Raw genomic sequence first — 16,506 nt, 5'->3', positions numbered from 1 at the left:
ACGCTTACGCCGGCTGCTTGTGCGGCGTCGCGACGATCGACGGCACCTTGCCGTGCTGCTTCGCCAGCAACTCGCGATACAGCCCCGGCCGCTCGCGCAATTCTTGCGGCGGGCCGTCGTCGATGACCTTGCCCGCGCTCATCACGATGATGCGGTCGAAATTCTGCAGCGTCGACAGACGGTGCGCGATCGCGATCACGGTGCGGCCGACCATCAGCCGGTCGAGCGCCTGCTGAATCGCTTCTTCCGATGCGCTGTCGAGCGCCGACGTCGCTTCGTCGAGCAGCAGAATCGGCGCGTTCTTCAGAATCGCGCGCGCGATCGCGATGCGCTGACGTTGACCGCCCGACAGCTTCACGCCGCGGTCGCCGACGATCGTGTCGAATCCTTCCGGCATCGCCTCGATGAAGTCCGTGCAGCGCGCCTCGCGGGCGGCGGCGAGCACTTCCTCGCGGCTCGCATCCGGACGTCCGTACGCGATGTTCTCGAACACGGTGCGATGGAACAGCGAAATATCCTGCGGCACGAGCGCGATCGCGTGGCGCAGGCTGTCCTGCGTGATCGCGCTGATATCCTGGCCGTCGATCTTGATGCTGCCCTTTTGCGGCTCGTAGAAGCGTTGCAGCAGCGCGAGCACGGTCGATTTGCCCGCGCCCGACTTGCCGATCAGCCCGACGCGCTGTCCCGGCTCGATATGCAGATAAAAATTGTCGAGAATCGGACGGCGGCGCGGATAGGCGAACGTCACGCCCTCGAAATCGACGCGCCCGCCTTGCGGCACGAGTTCCGTCGCGTCCGAGCGGTCCGGCATGCCGTGCGGCTCCAGCAGCGTCTGTACGGCTTCGGCGAGACGCGCGACGTGTTGCGTCACATCGACGAGCGCCACGGCCAAGTCGCGCGTGCCGTGCAGGATCGTGAAACCGAGCGAGCTGACGAGCACGATATCGCCCGACGTCGCGCGGCCTTGCGACCACAGCCACAGCGCCCAGCCGAGCAGGCCTGCGGAAAGGATCGCCGTGACGACCGCGTGGAACAGGCGCAGCTTTTCGAGGTACAGCAGACTCTGCTGACGCGCGACCATTTCGGCCTTGACGGTCGAGCCGAAACGCTTCTGCTCGCGGAACGTCATGCCGAACGCGCGCACGAGCGCCATGTTGCCGATCACGTCGACGAGCTCGCCATCCACCGACGCCGCCTTCGACGCGAAACTGTGATGCCGCGCCGAGCCGCGCTTCGCGAGCCGGTACAGGATCAGCGCGAGGATCAGCGATGCGGTCATGAGACCGGCCGCCATCAGCGGATTGACGGAGACGATCATCACGATCGCGCCCAGCACCGCGATGCACGGCGGCAGGACGTTCCACGCCATCACGTTCTCGGAGGTGTAGATCGCGTTCGACGTCGCCGTGATCCGGCTCGCGAGCATGCCTGGCTGCTTCTCGGAGAAGTACGTCGGCGAGTGGCCGGACAGATACGAGAAGAGGTCCTTGCGCAAGTCGCCGGTAACGATCACGAAGACGTGCGCGCCGACCCAGCCGCCGACCCGCCACAGCAGGTTGTCGGCGGCGATCAGCCCGACCAGGATCATGAACGCGCCCCACAGCGGGCCGGGATGCCCGCGGCCTTGTCCGAGGACGTCGATCAGATGCTTGATCGCGTACTGCGAGGCGAGGGCGCAACCCACCGCGGCGAACACGCTGAAGAGCACGATGGCATGCGCGACGGGGTGACGGCGGATGTAGCGCATCAGGAACGCGAGCGGCCGATGCGCGTAGCTCGAAAGCTTCGCGTTGTGCGCGTTACGCTGGGAAACGGTGAGTTGGTCCAATGGTCTTTTTTGGTCGTAGAGCGGTTGAGCGTGTGTTGCGCCTTCGGGCAGTGCCATGCGCGGTACGAGATGCGACTGCCGGCATGCGATGCGTCGCCCGATCCGGCGCGACTGACGTCAAGCGAGGCGACGCTGCGCCGTCTCCATCACTGGATTGTAGCCAGTATCGCGCTGCGGCATCGCGACTTCGGGCATGTGACGCTCGGCGCGTGTGGCCATCCGAACATCATCCACGGCAAAAATCGGGCGTCGCCTCAGCCTTTCGGCCGCCGAGCGCGGCTGACGGCATGGGCGCGCATTGTAAGCACATTGCACGACTTTTTGCGATGGAACGCTCGTCTGAAGGATCTGCGCCAATCGCGCCAGCGAACACAAAAGCACGTGTCGCGCCCGATAACGGAACCGATGCCGCAATCCGGCCTACGCAGCGGGTCAGACGGCGCGGAGTGCGTGCTGCCGCCCGGGCATCGTCAAAGCCCGTGCTCAAATGTAGAACAACCTTAATAAACAGTGGTTTGCAAAGTGTATCCCCCTTGTAACAAGGTAAATAAGTTGAAATGACTGCCGGCGCCGCTCTGGAAAAAACTCCATAATCCGATCCGGGTTTGCCCTTAGGCCATCGACAGGTTTTTGCAAGTTCGCGTCAACCGCCGCAGCAGATACGCGTTAATTGCTGGCGCGCGGCGATTTTGAGATATGGAACCGCAATTGCTAGATCGAATCGCCTGCGCGACGAACCGGTGATCAGCGACCCCGCTTTTTCACTCGAGCATCAGCCTTTGCGCCGCGGCCGCCGCGCCGCGGAAAGCTTCGCCCGAGCCGAGCGATTCGCTTTCCAACGTCAACATGACAGCAGTACTTGCCTGATTCTTTATTAGGAGTTTCACGACATGCGAATCGCTCAAATCGCGCCCCTCCACGAGGCTGTTCCGCCGAAGCTGTATGGCGGCACGGAACGCGTGGTGTCTTATCTGACCGAGGCACTCGTGGATGCTGGACACGACGTCACGCTCTTCGCGAGCGGCGATTCGCAGACGTCCGCGAAGCTCGAGGCGTTCTGGCCGCAGGCGCTGCGCCTCGACCCGACGATCCGCGACACGATGGCGCCGCATATGCTGCTGCTCGAAGAAGTCCGCCGCCGCGCCGACGAGTTCGACGTGCTGCATTTCCACATCGACTATTACCCGTTCTCGCTGTTCGCGCGCCAGCCGGTGCCGTTCCTGACGACGATGCACGGCCGTCTCGATCTGCCCGAACTGCAGCCGATCTTCAACACGTTCAACGACGTGCCGGTCATCTCGATCTCGGACAACCAGCGTCAGCCGCTGCCGCAGGCGCACTGGCTCTCGACGGTGTATCACGGTCTGCCGGAAAACCTGTTGAAGCCGATCCCGAACGTCAAGCCCGGCTATCTCGCGTTCCTCGGCCGCATCTCGCCGGAAAAGCGCGTCGACCGCGCGATCCGCATCGCGCAGGCGGCGGGCATGAAGATCAAGATCGCGGCGAAGCTCGACAAGGCCGACCGCGCCTACTACGAAGAAGAGATCAAGCCGCTCTTCGCGCTGCCGCACGTCGAGTACATCGGCGAAATCAGCGAAGCGGAGAAGACCGAGTTCCTCGGCAACGCCCACGCGCTGCTGTTCCCGATCGACTGGCCGGAGCCCTTCGGCCTCGTGATGATCGAAGCAATGGCCTGCGGTACGCCGGTGATCGCGTTCAACCGCGGCTCGGTGCCGGAAGTGATCGAGAACGGCGTGTCGGGCTTCGTCGTCGAAGATGAACTTTCGGCGATTGCCGCCGTGAAGCGCCTGGATCAACTGCCCCGCGAAAAGGTTCGCGCCGCGTTCGAGCAGCGTTTCTCGTCGAAGGTCATGGCCGCGAACTACGTCAACGTGTATGAAGAACTGCTGCGCCAGAAGCGCCGCACGGTTCTGCGCGAAGTCAACGCGAGCTAAGCAAGTCTTGCCGCTTCGCCGCGGCATGAGTTGAAAAACGACGCCCCGCGTGCCTCAAGGCACGCGGGGCGTTGTCGTAATAGCACATTCAGGCATGCCTTTCGCGCGACAGACCGCGCTGCGGATGTGAAACCTCTGACGACATCCGTAATCTCCCTATAATGACCGGGCTTCGCGATGCGCGGAGCGGCATGCATCGCACGTGGACAGGAGCGTTTCTTTTGGCGAGACCCAAGCAAATCAGCGCGAACCCGGCGCCGGGCGCCGGCACTGTGTTCGCATTGCGCGCCATCGGGCTGGTGCTCGCGGCGCGCTGGGCGTTCTCGATGTCCGAGATGGGCTATCTGTCCTCGCTGCGCGCGATGACGTCGTCGCCGTGGGCGTGCGTGAACCTCGTCCTGATCTTTCTTCTGATCGTGCTGCCGGGCGCGAAGGCGCGCACGGAGCGGCCGCTGCATCCGCTGCCGCAATGGCTGCGGCAGGCGTTGCGCTTCATTGCGCTGCTGGCTTTCGGCTTCGCGATGTTTTCCGTCGGCGCGTTCGTCTGGAGTTCCGGATGGCGGCGCTTCACGCAGGCGCTCGCCGAGACCAACGGCTGGCTGCTCGTCGGGCCGGCGCTTTATGCCATCGTCATGTGGATCTGCCGTCCGCGCGCGCTCTGGCGCACGAATATCGCGGCGCGGCGCTTCGCGATCGGGCGCTATGCGCTCTCGCTCGATCCCGTCACGCGTACCGCCGTCGTATGGGCGGAAAGCCGCAAGCTCGGCCAGTACGACGCGCGCGAGCTGTCGGTGAAATGGCCGGAGCCGGCGGAGACGTCGCCGTCGACGAGCATGCTCGCGCCGGCGACCGAGCCCGCCGCGCCTGCTATCCGCGCGAGCGGGGAAGTGCGGCACGGCCTGTTCGCGCGCCGGCCGAAAGTCGAATTGTTGTGGGACTCGCCGGCCGCGGCCGGGCACAATCGCACCACCGTGTTCCGCGCGCCGCTCGCGAGCGAAGGCGACCGCAACGCGGCGCGCGCGCTCGATGCGACGCTGCGTCAGGTCTGATCTAGCCGAAATTGCCGTACACGTCGTTCCTGTCTCTTCAGGGAGGAAAGGATGCTGATACGTTGGTTGCTGGCCGCGCTTCATCTTCTTGCTTTCGGTTTCGCGCTCGGCTCGGTGCTCGCGCGCGCCCGCGCGTTGCGGCGTCTCGATCCCGCGGAATCCATTCAGGCGAACGAACTGCGCCTGCGTGACGTCTTTCGTTCGGATTCCGTGTGGGGCGTCACGGCGATCGTGCTGATCGTCACGGGCGTGACGCGCGCGTTCGGCGGATTCGAAAAGGGCGGCGCGTTCTATCTGCACGAGCCGCTTTTCCATCTGAAGATGACGGCGCTCGTCGTGATTTTGCTGATCGAAGTCTCACCGATGCTCACGCTGATCCGCTGGCGCATCGCGCTCGCGCAGGGCGGGCCGATCGATCTCACGCGGGCGCGACGCTTCGCATGGCTGAGCGATCTCGAAGCCGGACTCGTCATGTTGATGGTGATCGCCGCGAGCGGCATGGCGCGCGGCGTGTGGGCGTCGTGATGCCCGTTTCACCGGCTGAAAATGAAAAAGGCCCAAGTCGTGAGACTTGGGCCTTTTGATCTTCGGTGCTTGTCTTTACCAACACCAGAATTCTGGTGGGTAGTACTGGGATCGAACCAGTGACCCCTGCCGTGTGAAGGCAGTGCTCTACCGCTGAGCTAACCACCCGAAGAGAGACGAGATTATGTCAGGCGTTTTTGGTTTCGTCTAGTGCTTCGTTAAGCAAATTCGAAAAAATTACGCAGGAACGGCTTCTCCTTCGGCGGGAGCCGGTTCCGTGCGCCAGACGCTCGTGCCTTTCATCGCCTTGTCGAGATCGTTCAGCAGGGCTTCGTGCGCGGCGAGTTCGTCGGCGCTCGCGGCGATAACCGGCAGATCGAGATCGTCGAACGCGATGCGCGACGTCGAAACGGAGCCCGACGCGGGCTGATCGCCGAGCATGTCGATCACGAGGCTTTCCTGGCCGCGCGTCATCGCGAGATAGACCTCGGCGAGCAGCTCCGAGTCGAGCAGCGCGCCATGCAGCGTGCGATGCGCGTTGCTGATGCCGAAACGATCGCACAGCGCATCCAGCGAGTTGCGCTTGCCGGGGAACATCTGCTTGGCTTGCGCGAGCGAGTCGATCACGCCCGCGCACGTCTCGGCGATTTTCGGCAGCCCGAGCAGCGCGAATTCCATATCGAGAAAGCCGACGTCGAAGGGCGCGTTGTGGATGATCAACTCCGCGCCCGCGATGAAGTCGCGAAGTTGCGCGGCGATCTCCGCGAACTTCGGCTTGTCGCTCAGGAATTCGGTGGTGAGGCCGTGCACGGCGAGCGCGCCGGGATCGCTGTCGCGCTCCGGGTTCACGTAGAGGTGCAGGTTGTTGCCCGTCAGCCGGCGGTTGACCAGCTCGACGCAGCCGATTTCAATGATCCGGTCGCCCGTCCTCGCGTTCAGGCCGGTGGTTTCGGTGTCCAGTATCAGTTGGCGCATAAGTTGGCGTGCGTTTCGTTCAGTTGTCCGCAAGCGATGTCACGCCGCGATTGGCGAGCGCATCGGCGCGTTCGTTTTCGGGATGTCCGGCGTGGCCCTTGACCCAGCGCCATTCGATCTCATGCCGCGCGACGAGTTCGTCGAGGCGTTTCCATAGATCGGCGTTCTTGACGGGCGTCTTCGCGGCCGTCATCCAGTTCTTTTTCTTCCAGCCGTGAATCCATTCGCTGATGCCTTTCTGCACGTATTGCGAATCGGTGTGGATGATCGCGTGACACGGACGTTTCAACGCCTCGAGCGCGGAGATCACGGCCATCAGTTCCATGCGGTTGTTGGTGGTCGCGGCTTCGCCGCCGAACAGCTCCTTCTCCAGCGAGCCGAAACGCAGCAGCGCGCCCCAGCCGCCGGGTCCCGGATTGCCTTTGCAGGCGCCGTCCGTGTAGATGTCGATTACCTTGTTCGATGCGGATTCTTGAGTCATCAATGCTCTTTGCGAGTCTCGTTGCGCGTGTGCGGAGCGGCGACCGGAGCGAGGCCAGGCGCGAGCGCGGGTTTTTTGAGCTTGCGCGGACCGATGACGCGCATGCCGCGCACGCGTTTGACCGCCGTGATCATGTACGCCGCGCCGAAGATGGGCCACCAGCGATCGCCGGCGGCTTCCATGAATTGATAGCGTTGCAGCCATTTGTCCGTGACAAGCGGCGGACGATAGCAGCCGAAGCGCCCGCGTTCAAGGTCGAATCCGAGCAGCTTGATCCAGTCCTTGATGCGCGTGAACGCGATCATCTCGTGCGCCGATGGCACGAACGGCCGTCCCGCGACCTTGCCGAGCGACTGCCGCGCGCCCCACAAACTCAGCGAATTGAAGCCGAGGATGATCAACTGGCCTTCGGGCACCAGCACGCGCTCGGCTTCGCGCAGCAGGCGGTGCGGATCGGGCGAGAATTCGAGTGTGTGCGGCAGCACGAGCAAATCGACGCTCTGCGCTTCGAAAGGCAGGTCGAGCAGATCGCACCACACGGTGCTGCGGCCGTCGGGCGCGCTCGCCGCGGGAAGCGCGCTCACGCCGGGCGTCGTCGCGCGCGGCGGCGTGTACGGTGCGCTCGATGCGCTTTCGGCGTCGAGCACGAGCGCGCGCCCGGTCATGCGATTTTCGCGCAGCGCGTCGAGCTGCGGCATGCCGAGCTGCAGCGCGTGATAGCCGAAGATGTCGGACACGACGTGATCGAGCTGCGCCTGCTCCCATTCGAGCACGTAGCGCCCGGGCGCCGAGCTCGTCCAGGTGGGCCAGTCTATAATCGATCGGTCAGACATGTTCGGATTGCCGCATAGATGATCGCCATGAATTCGCTTGCCAAGAAATCGCCTGCCCAGGATGCACTCGATGCACTCGAATACGTGCCGGTCCCGGCATTCGAGGACAACTACATCTGGCTCGTGTCGGACTCGCGCGATGCGGTCGTGATCGACCCCGGCGACGCCGCGCCCGTCGAGGCCTATCTGGCCAAACGTGGTTGGCGGCTGACCGCTATTTTACTCACGCACCATCACCACGACCACGTCGGCGGCGTGAAAGCACTCATCGATAGCCGAACGGCAGAGGGTGGGATTTCCGTCTACGGCCCGGCTGGCGAGCGCATCGAGCATCTGACGCAGCGCGTCACCGGCGGCGACAGGGTGCGCATCGACAAGCCGGCGCTCGAACTCTCCGTGATCGACGTGCCGGGTCACACGGCCGGACACATCGCCTATTTCCAGGCGGGCGATCCGAACGGCACGCCGCATCTTTTCTGCGGCGACACGCTTTTCGCGAGCGGCTGCGGCCGTCTTTTCGAAGGCACGCCGCAGCAGATGCTCAGTTCGCTCGACGCGCTCGCCGCGCTGCCGGACAACACCCAGGTTCACTGCGCGCACGAGTACACGCTGTCGAACATCAAGTTCGCACGCGCGTGCGAGCCGGACAACACCGCGCTGCTGCGCTGGAGCGAGGACGCGCAGGCGTTGCGCGCCGCCGGCAAGCCGACTTTGCCGACGACCATCGGCCACGAAAAAACGGTGAATCCGTTCCTGCGTGCGGACGTCCCGGCGATCCACGCAACGCTTGCGTCGCAATTCGGCGCGCCCGTTTCGGACCGGCTCGAAGCGTTTCGAATGATGCGCGGCTGGAAGGATAAGTTCCGCTAACCCGAACCTATTTGGGGCTAACTTCAACCGAAACGTTGGAATCGACGTTAGATGCAGGATTTTGCAGGGGTTTTGCGCGCATTCTTATTGACGTCTTAAGTGCTGTTCCGTACTATCGGCTGCAAATTTCCAAGCATCATCTTTTGGAAGCAGAGACGTTCTCCATGCGACTAACCCTTAGCGCGCTGTCCGTCCTGATGCTCGCCGCGTGCGCGAGCCAAGGACCTACGGCGTCAGATCCAATTACAGCAACAGCCAACTCCAACGCTTCGCCGCAACAAGTCGCCGACACGATTCGCCGCACCGCAGCAGCCAAGGAAACCATTAACGTCGACAAGACGCCCGTGACTTCGCTCGCGGGTTCGTCCGATCTCTGGAACCGCATCCGCGGCGGCTTCCAGATTCCCGATCTGCAAAGCGACCTCGTCGACATGCAGGTCAACTGGTACGCGCAACGCCCGGATTACGTCGAGCGCATGACCACGCGCTCGCAGAAGTATCTGTATCACATCGTCGAGGAACTCGAGCAGCGGCATATGCCGACCGAGCTCGCGCTCCTGCCGTTCATCGAATCGGCTTACAGCCCGCAGGCGCTATCGGTCGCGAAGGCCGCGGGCATGTGGCAGTTCATGCCGGGCACCGGCCGCGATTACAACCTCAAGCAGAACATGTGGCAGGACGAGCGCCGCGACGTGCTCGCGTCGACGTCTGCCGCGCTCGACTACCTTTCGCGTCTGCACGACATGTTCGGCGACTGGCATCTCGCGCTCGCCGCATACAACTGGGGCGAGGGCAACGTGCAGCGCGCGATCGCGCGCAACGAAGCGGCGGGCTTGCCGACCGACTACGAAAGCCTGCGCATGCCCAACGAGACGCGCAACTACGTGCCGAAGCTGCAGGCCGTGAAGAACATCGTGAGCAATCCGCAGATGTACGGTCTCACGTTGCCGGACATCCCGAATCACCCGTATTTCGTGACGGTCACGACCGCGCGCGACATCGACGTGACGATGGCCGCGAAGCTTGCCGGCATGAGCGTGGAAGAATTTCGCTCGCTGAATCCGTCGTTCTCGAAGCCGGTGATTCTCGGCGCGACCAATCCGCAGATTCTGCTGCCGTTCGATAACGCTGCTTCGTTTCAGCGCAACCTATCGTCGTACTCGGGCGCGTTGTCGTCGTGGACGACGTACACCGTCACCGAGCGCGCGCGTCCGGCGGCGATCGCCGAAAAAATCGGCGTGGACGCTGACACGCTGATGTCCGTCAACCGCATTCCGGCGGGCATGCGCCTCAAGCCGGGCTCGACGATCGTCGTGCCCCGCACGGACGATGACGACGAAGACATCAGCGCCGACGTCGCGGCCAATGCGATGCTCGCAATCGAGCGCGACGTGCCCGACACGCGCCGGCTCGTCATCCGCGTGCGCCGCAAGCAGTCGATCGGCACGCTGGCAGACCGCTACAACGTTTCGCCGGCACAGTTGCGCGCATGGAACCGCACGCGCGGAGACATGTTCATGCCGGGGCAGGTGGTCGTGCTGCATGTGCCGTATGGCCGACCGGTTCCGGCCGAGCCGGGTCCGGCGCGTGTGGAGACGGTGGCGGCGTCGAGCCGTTCATCGGGCGGCGTGTCGAAGATCGGCACGCGCGTACCTGAGCCGAAGACATCGCGCGGCGGCAAGACGAGTGCCCATACGTCGGGGAAGGTAACGAAGGTGTCGTCTTCTTCGGCATCGCATGCTGCAAAGCCTGCTGCCGCGGCCAAGACCGCGAAGCCGGCTGCCACGTCGAAGAGCAGCAAGAAGAAATAACGCACTCGGTTTTGCCGGCGCGATAACCCACGCCGTCACCAAGGTGACGGCGTGTTCTTTTGCGGACGCCGCTAAACTGTCGATCCGAAAGAATCGATGAAGCGTCCGTTTCATATGTCGTCCACCGTTCGTCTCCGCGTTTTCATCCTCTTTGCCGCCGGCTACTTCGTCTCGTACGTGTTCCGCGGCGTCAATCTCGGCTTCGCGCCGCTCATCACGCACGAACTCGGCTTGTCGGCCGCCGATCTCGGCCTGCTGACGGCGCTGTACTTCATCGGCTTCGCTGCCGCGCAGATTCCTGTCGGCGTACTGCTCGATCACTTCGGGCCGGCGCGTGTGACGGCCGGCATGCTCGTGTTCGCCGCGGCGGGCATTGGCGTGTTTGGGGCATCGAATAGCCTGGCAGGGCTGATGGCCGGGCGCCTGCTCATCGGCGTGGGCGTGTCGGTGTGTCTGGCGGCGGCGTTCAAGGCGTCGGCGCAGCATTTCCCGATCTGGCGCCTGCCGCTCATCAACGGATTCACGATGGCCGTCGGCGGATTGGGCGGCGTCGTCGTCGGATCGCCGCTGTCGGCGCTGCTGCAATTCGCAACGTGGCGTCAGGTGTGCTTCGGGCTCGCGGTGTTCACGCTCGTCGTCGCGGCGGCGATTGCGCTCTTCGCGCCGCGCAAGGCGGATACGCATCATCAGGCGGACATCGTCACGCAGTTCAAGGGCACGTGGCACATCATGAGAAGCGCCGCGTTCTGGAAGATCGCGTCGTTTCCGGTCGTCACGCAGGGCGTCTTCTTCGCGATGCAGTCGCTCTGGATCCGTCCCTATCTCATCGACGTGATGAATCTCACGCCCGCGCATTCGTCGGCGATCGTCTCCGTGCTCGGTTTCGCGATGATGTTCGGCTCGGTGGGCTTCGGCGCGGCGGCGCGCAGTCTGGAGCGGCGCGGCGTGTCGGTGTACGCGTTCTGCGGCGCGGGCATGGTGCTTTTCGTCGCCACGCAGTTGCTCATGGTGCTGCGCGTGCCGCTGCCGCCCGCGACGCTCATCGCCGCGTATGGCGTATTCGGCGGCACGGGCATCCTGAGTTATGCGGTCGCGGCGAAGTATTTCCCGTCGCACATGGCGGGACGCGTGAATACGACGCTCACGCTCGTCATCTTCCTGCTGATCTTCGGCTTTCAGGTCGGGGTCGGCACTATGTTGTCGCTTTGGCCTGCGGAAGCGGGGCGCTATCCGGCATCGGCGCATATTTCGGTGTGGGCGGCACTGATTGCGCTGCAAGTGGCGAGCGCGATCTGGTACATGTTGCCGGGCCGCGCGCTGCACGAACGCGAGGCGGAAGTGGAAAACGCGGCGTCGTGATCGGGGCGGCGGGAGGCAAGCAGAGCGCTCCCAAATTTGGCAGATGTGTCAATTTAACGCTATAATTCGAAGGTTTGAGCACATCAACCCGCACCCTAGCGCCTACCTCCCACACACCGTCGTTCGCTGCGCCAGTCGGCGCGCGCCGCACGCCGCCAGTCGCCTGCTTCGTCACTGCGTTTGCCCCATGCAAGCGAGCTGAACCGAACCGCGACGCGCGCCTCGCGAGCCGCCGCCACACTGCGCGAAGGAAACCCCTCGTTCTTCGAGCGACGGGAAGCCAAGCCTGAATTTCGGACAGACAGGTCGGTAACAGGGTGTTCCCCAAGGAGCTTCCCGTGTTGCCGTCATTTTCCCCCGCACTTCTCGCACTTGCCGACGGCACGGTCTTTCGTGGTCAATCGATCGGCGCGCCCGGTTCGACGATCGGCGAAGTGGTGTTCAACACCGCCATCACCGGTTATCAGGAAATCCTGACCGATCCGAGCTATGCCCGCCAGATCGTCACGCTGACCTATCCGCACATCGGCAACTACGGCGTGAACGCCGAAGACGTCGAAGCCACCAAAGTCCATGCCGCCGGCCTCATCATTCGCGACCTGCCGGTGCTCGCATCCAACTTCCGTTCCGAGCAGACGCTCTCCGACTATCTCAAGGCGCAAGGCGTCGTCGCGATCGCCGGCATCGACACGCGCAAGCTCACGCGTATCCTGCGCGAGAAGGGCGCGCAGAACGGCTGCATTCTCGCCGGTTCCGATGACGAAGCGAAAGCGCTCGAGCTCGCACGCTCGTTCCCGGGCCTCGCGGGCATGGACCTCGCGAAGGTCGTGTCGACGGACCAGCCCTACGAATGGACGCAGACCGAATGGCGTCTGGGCAGCGGCTACGGCAAGCAGGAAGCGCCGAAGTTTCGCGTCGTCGCGTTCGACTATGGCGTGAAGTACAACATCCTGCGCATGCTGGCGGAGCGCGGTTGCCACGTGACCGTGCTGCCCGCGAAATCGACCGCCGCCGATGCGCTCGCGCTCAATCCGGACGGCATCTTCCTGTCGAACGGCCCCGGCGATCCGGAGCCGTGCGATTACGCCATCGCGGCCACCAGGGAATTCATCGAGCGCGGCATTCCGACGTTCGGCATCTGCCTCGGCCATCAGATCATGGGTCTCGCCGTCGGCGCGAAGACGATGAAGATGAAGACCGGCCACCACGGCGCGAACCATCCGGTGAAGGACATGGACGACGGCCGCGTGGTCATCACGTCGCAGAACCACGGTTTCGCGGTCGATGCGTCGACGCTGCCCGCCAACGCGAAAGTCACGCACGTCTCGCTTTTCGACGGCACGCTGCAAGGCTTCGCGCTCACCGACAAGCCCGCCTTCTGCTTCCAGGGCCATCCGGAAGCGTCGCCCGGCCCGCACGACATCGCGTATCTGTTCGACCGCTTCATCAAGCTGATGGAAGCACAGAAGGTCGCAGCCTAAGAACAGAACATCGCAAATATACAGAGCACAGTTATGCCGAAGCGCACAGACATCAAGAGCATCCTCATCATCGGCGCGGGTCCGATCATCATCGGCCAGGCGTGCGAGTTCGATTATTCGGGCGCGCAAGCATGCAAGGCGCTGCGTGAGGAAGGCTACAAGGTCATCCTCGTCAACAGCAATCCGGCGACGATCATGACGGATCCGAACACGGCCGACGTCACGTATATCGAGCCGATTTCGTGGGAAGTGGTCGAACGCATCATCGCGAAAGAGCGCCCGGACGCGATCCTGCCGACCATGGGCGGACAGACCGCGCTCAACTGCGCGCTCGACCTGTTCCATCACGGCGTGCTGGAAAAGTACAAGGTCGAGCTGATCGGTGCGTCGCCGGAAGCGATCGACAAGGCGGAAGACCGCCAGAAGTTCAAGGACGCGATGACGAAGATCGGCCTCGGTTCGGCCAAGTCGGGCATCGCGCATTCGATGGAAGAAGCGCTCGCCGTGCAGCAGCAGATCGCCGAAGCGACCGGCAGCGGCGGCTATCCGACCGTGATTCGTCCGTCGTTCACGCTGGGCGGCTCGGGCGGCGGCATCGCGTACAACAAGGAAGAGTTCGAAGAGATTTGCCGTCGCGGTCTAGATCTCTCGCCGACGCGCGAGCTGCTCATCGAAGAATCGCTGCTCGGCTGGAAAGAGTACGAGATGGAAGTCGTCCGCGATAAAAAGGACAACTGCATCATCGTCTGCTCGATCGAAAACCTCGACCCGATGGGCGTGCACACCGGCGATTCCATCACCGTCGCGCCGGCGCAGACGCTCACCGACAAAGAGTATCAAGTGCTGCGCAACGCGTCGCTCGCGGTGCTGCGCGAGATCGGGGTCGATACCGGCGGCTCGAACGTGCAGTTCGCGATCAACCCGAAGGACGGCCGCATGGTCGTCATCGAAATGAATCCGCGCGTGTCGCGTTCGTCGGCGCTGGCATCGAAGGCAACGGGATTCCCGATCGCCAAGGTCGCCGCGAAGCTCGCGTGCGGCTACACGCTCGACGAACTCAAGAACGAAATCACCGGCGGACAAACGCCCGCATCGTTCGAACCGACGATCGATTATGTCGTGACGAAGGTGCCGCGCTTCGCGTTCGAGAAATTCCGCGAAGCGGATTCGCGCCTGACCACGCAGATGAAGTCCGTCGGCGAAGTCATGGCAATGGGCCGCACATTCCAGGAATCGTTCCAGAAGGCGTTGCGCGGTCTGGAAGTCGGCGTCGACGGTCTCGATGAGAAGACCACGAGCCGCGACGAAGTCATCCGCGAAATTGGCGAGCCGGGTCCGGACCGCATCTGGTATCTCGGCGACGCCTTCCGTCTCGGCCTGACGATGGAAGAAATCTTCGAAGAGACGTCGATCGATCCGTGGTTCCTCGCGCAGATCGAACAGATCATCCTCAAGGAAAAGGCGCTCGAAGGCCGCACGCTCGCGAGCCTCACGCGTGACGAACTGCTGTATCTGAAGAAGAGCGGCTTCTCGGACCGGCGTCTGGCGAAGCTGACCGGTTCGACGCAAGCAGACGTGCGCAAGAAGCGTCACGAAATGAAGGTGCGCCCGGTGTACAAGCGCGTCGACACGTGCGCGGCCGAGTTCGCGACGAAGACCGCCTACATGTACTCGACGTACGAAGAAGAGTGCGAAGCGAATCCGACCGACAAGAAGAAGATCATGGTGCTGGGCGGCGGCCCGAACCGGATCGGGCAGGGCATCGAGTTCGACTACTGCTGCGTGCATGCCGCGCTCGCCATGCGCGAGGACGGCTATGAAACCATCATGGTCAACTGCAATCCGGAGACGGTGTCCACCGACTACGACACGTCCGACCGTCTGTACTTCGAATCGCTGACGCTCGAAGACGTGCTCGAAATCGTCGATCTGGAAAAGCCGGTCGGCGTGATCGTGCAGTACGGCGGCCAGACGCCGCTCAAGCTCGCGCTCGATCTGGAAGCGAACGGCGTGCCGATCATCGGCACGTCGCCGGACATGATCGACGCCGCCGAAGACCGCGAGCGCTTCCAGAAGCTGCTCAAGGATCTCGATCTGCGTCAGCCGCCGAATCGCACGGCGCGCGCCGAAGACGAAGCGCTGAAGCTCGCGGAGGAAATCGGTTATCCGCTGGTCGTGCGTCCGTCGTACGTGCTCGGCGGCCGCGCGATGGAAATCGTCCACGAGCCGCGCGACCTCGAGCGCTACATGCGCGAAGCCGTGAAGGTGTCGAACGATTCGCCGGTGCTGCTCGACCGCTTCCTGAACGACGCGATCGAATGCGACGTCGACTGCATCTCCGATGGCGACGACGTGTTCATCGGCGGCGTGATGGAGCACATCGAACAGGCGGGCGTGCACTCGGGCGACTCGGCTTGCTCGCTGCCGCCGTATTCGCTGTCGCAGGAAACCGTCGACGAACTGAAGCGGCAAACCGCCGCAATGGCGAAGGCACTGAACGTCATCGGCCTGATGAACGTGCAGTTCGCGATTCAGCAAGTCGCGCAAGACGACGGCTCCAAGAAGGACATCATCTACGTGCTCGAAGTGAATCCGCGCGCATCGCGCACGGTGCCGTACGTGTCGAAGGCAACCGGTTTGCCGCTCGCCAAGATCGCCGCTCGCGCGATGGTCGGCCAGAAGCTCAAGGCACAAGGCGTGACGAAGGAAGTCATTCCGCCGTACTTCAGCGTGAAGGAAGCGGTGTTCCCGTTCGTGAAGTTCCCGGCGGTCGATCCGGTGCTCGGACCCGAAATGCGCTCGACCGGCGAAGTGATGGGCGTGGGCCGCACGTTCGGCGAAGCACTCTTCAAGTCGCAGCTCGCGGCGGGCTCGCGTCTGCCGGAATCGGGCACGGTGCTTCTGACCGTGATGGACGCCGACAAGCCGAAGGCCGTCGAAGTCGCGCAGATGCTGCACGAGCTCGGCTATCCGATCGTCGCAACCAAGGGCACGGCCGCGGCCATCGCGGCGGCAGGCGTGCCGGTGAAGGTCGTCAACAAGGTGAAAGACGGCCGTCCGCACATCGTCGACATGATCAAGAACGGCGAGATCGCGCTCGTCTTCACGACCGTCGACGAAACGCGCGCCGCCATCGCCGATTCGCGCTCGATCCGCATGAGCGCGCAGGCCAACAAGGTCACGTACTACACGACGATGTCGGGAGCGCGCGCGGCGGTCGAAGGGTTGAGGTATCTCCGAGATTTGGAAGTCTATGATTTACAAGGCTTGCATGCTCGCCTAAACTAAGGCTTCGATTACTGGTCTAAGTATCACGAGCCGCGGTTAAGCGGCGTCTCC

At 63.4% G+C, this 16,506-nt stretch carries 12 protein-coding genes and 1 tRNA gene; 8 read left to right on the top strand and 5 right to left on the bottom strand.

Annotated elements, in window-relative coordinates; all coding sequences use genetic code 11:
- Positions 1 to 4 precede the first annotated feature (4 nt).
- A complete protein-coding gene (locus NCS67_RS08850; RefSeq protein ID WP_235366332.1) occupies positions 5 to 1,885 on the bottom strand; it encodes an ABC transporter ATP-binding protein in 1,881 nt (626 codons plus the stop codon).
- An 833-nt stretch (positions 1,886 to 2,718) separates the two neighbouring features.
- Here NCS67_RS08850 and NCS67_RS08845 point away from each other — a divergent pair.
- The 3 genes from NCS67_RS08845 (at position 2,719) to NCS67_RS08835 (ending at position 5,357) form a co-directional block, all read left to right on the top strand.
- A complete protein-coding gene (locus NCS67_RS08845) occupies positions 2,719 to 3,783 on the top strand; it encodes a glycosyltransferase family 4 protein (RefSeq protein WP_008342061.1) in 1,065 nt (354 codons plus the stop codon).
- 221 nt (positions 3,784 to 4,004) lie between these two features.
- Positions 4,005 to 4,832: a hypothetical protein gene (locus NCS67_RS08840; RefSeq protein ID WP_008342060.1), complete on the top strand. Its 828-nt coding sequence runs from the start codon at positions 4,005 to 4,007 to the stop codon at positions 4,830 to 4,832.
- Positions 4,833 to 4,883: 51 nt separating this feature from the next.
- On the top strand, positions 4,884 to 5,357 hold the full coding sequence (locus tag NCS67_RS08835) for a DUF2214 family protein (protein WP_250434950.1): 474 nt from the start codon (positions 4,884 to 4,886) through the stop codon (positions 5,355 to 5,357).
- Positions 5,358 to 5,450: 93 nt separating this feature from the next.
- Here the strand turns inward: NCS67_RS08835 and NCS67_RS08830 are convergent.
- The 4 genes from NCS67_RS08830 to NCS67_RS08815 all read right to left on the bottom strand — a co-directional run bounded on the left by NCS67_RS08830 (position 5,451) and on the right by NCS67_RS08815 (position 7,646).
- Positions 5,451 to 5,525: transfer RNA gene (locus tag NCS67_RS08830), tRNA-Val, on the bottom strand.
- Positions 5,526 to 5,594: 69 nt separating this feature from the next.
- Positions 5,595 to 6,332 (bottom strand): DNA polymerase III subunit epsilon, encoded by a 738-nt coding sequence (gene dnaQ / locus NCS67_RS08825; RefSeq protein WP_250434949.1) that lies wholly within the window; start codon positions 6,330 to 6,332, stop codon positions 5,595 to 5,597.
- Positions 6,333 to 6,351: 19 nt separating this feature from the next.
- A complete protein-coding gene (gene rnhA, locus NCS67_RS08820) occupies positions 6,352 to 6,813 on the bottom strand; it encodes a ribonuclease HI (protein ID WP_008342054.1) in 462 nt (153 codons plus the stop codon).
- Positions 6,813 to 7,646: a class I SAM-dependent methyltransferase gene (locus NCS67_RS08815; protein ID WP_008342053.1), complete on the bottom strand. Its 834-nt coding sequence runs from the start codon at positions 7,644 to 7,646 to the stop codon at positions 6,813 to 6,815. Before NCS67_RS08815 ends, rnhA begins: the two co-directional genes overlap by 1 nt.
- A gap of 18 nt (positions 7,647 to 7,664) precedes the next feature.
- Here NCS67_RS08815 and gloB point away from each other — a divergent pair, with 18 nt between their 5' ends.
- From gloB to carB, 5 genes are all read left to right on the top strand, one after another.
- The gene (gene gloB, locus NCS67_RS08810; protein ID WP_250434948.1) at positions 7,665 to 8,516 is read left to right on the top strand and encodes a hydroxyacylglutathione hydrolase; all 852 of its coding nucleotides are present in this window, start codon (positions 7,665 to 7,667) and stop codon (positions 8,514 to 8,516) included.
- 164 nt (positions 8,517 to 8,680) lie between these two features.
- Entirely contained in the window at positions 8,681 to 10,327 is a 1,647-nt protein-coding gene (locus tag NCS67_RS08805) for a transglycosylase SLT domain-containing protein (RefSeq protein WP_033537087.1), read from the top strand.
- Between the two features lie 114 nt (positions 10,328 to 10,441).
- Complete coding sequence (locus NCS67_RS08800; protein WP_250434947.1) at positions 10,442 to 11,686, top strand: MFS transporter; 1,245 nt, start codon at positions 10,442 to 10,444, stop codon at positions 11,684 to 11,686.
- 338 nt (positions 11,687 to 12,024) lie between these two features.
- Complete coding sequence (gene carA / locus NCS67_RS08795) at positions 12,025 to 13,167, top strand: glutamine-hydrolyzing carbamoyl-phosphate synthase small subunit (protein WP_034473546.1); 1,143 nt, start codon at positions 12,025 to 12,027, stop codon at positions 13,165 to 13,167.
- Between the two features lie 33 nt (positions 13,168 to 13,200).
- A complete protein-coding gene (carB, locus tag NCS67_RS08790; RefSeq protein WP_008342048.1) occupies positions 13,201 to 16,455 on the top strand; it encodes a carbamoyl-phosphate synthase large subunit in 3,255 nt (1,084 codons plus the stop codon).
- The last annotated feature ends 51 nt before the right edge of the window (positions 16,456 to 16,506 follow it).

This window comes from Caballeronia sp. ATUFL_F2_KS9A (genome assembly GCF_023630765.1).
Lineage (GTDB): Bacteria > Pseudomonadota > Gammaproteobacteria > Burkholderiales > Burkholderiaceae > Caballeronia > Caballeronia zhejiangensis.
Note: the sequence above shows the minus strand (reverse complement) of the source record. Positions and strands in the feature narration are given on the sequence as shown.

Excerpts from the sequence above, each read along its gene's own strand:
- NCS67_RS08850 (WP_235366332.1), bottom strand. The coding sequence starts at position 1,885 with ATGGCACTGCCCGAAGGCGCAACACACGCTCAACCGCTCTACGACCAA.
- NCS67_RS08845 (WP_008342061.1), top strand. The coding sequence starts at position 2,719 with ATGCGAATCGCTCAAATCGCGCCCCTCCACGAGGCTGTTCCGCCGAAG.
- NCS67_RS08835 (WP_250434950.1), top strand. The coding sequence starts at position 4,884 with ATGCTGATACGTTGGTTGCTGGCCGCGCTTCATCTTCTTGCTTTCGGT.
- dnaQ (WP_250434949.1), bottom strand. The coding sequence starts at position 6,332 with ATGCGCCAACTGATACTGGACACCGAAACCACCGGCCTGAACGCGAGG.
- rnhA (WP_008342054.1), bottom strand. The coding sequence starts at position 6,813 with ATGACTCAAGAATCCGCATCGAACAAGGTAATCGACATCTACACGGAC.
- NCS67_RS08815 (WP_008342053.1), bottom strand. The coding sequence starts at position 7,646 with ATGTCTGACCGATCGATTATAGACTGGCCCACCTGGACGAGCTCGGCG.
- gloB (WP_250434948.1), top strand. The coding sequence starts at position 7,665 with ATGATCGCCATGAATTCGCTTGCCAAGAAATCGCCTGCCCAGGATGCA.
- NCS67_RS08805 (WP_033537087.1), top strand. The coding sequence starts at position 8,681 with ATGCGACTAACCCTTAGCGCGCTGTCCGTCCTGATGCTCGCCGCGTGC.
- NCS67_RS08800 (WP_250434947.1), top strand. The coding sequence starts at position 10,442 with ATGTCGTCCACCGTTCGTCTCCGCGTTTTCATCCTCTTTGCCGCCGGC.
- carB (WP_008342048.1), top strand. The coding sequence starts at position 13,201 with ATGCCGAAGCGCACAGACATCAAGAGCATCCTCATCATCGGCGCGGGT.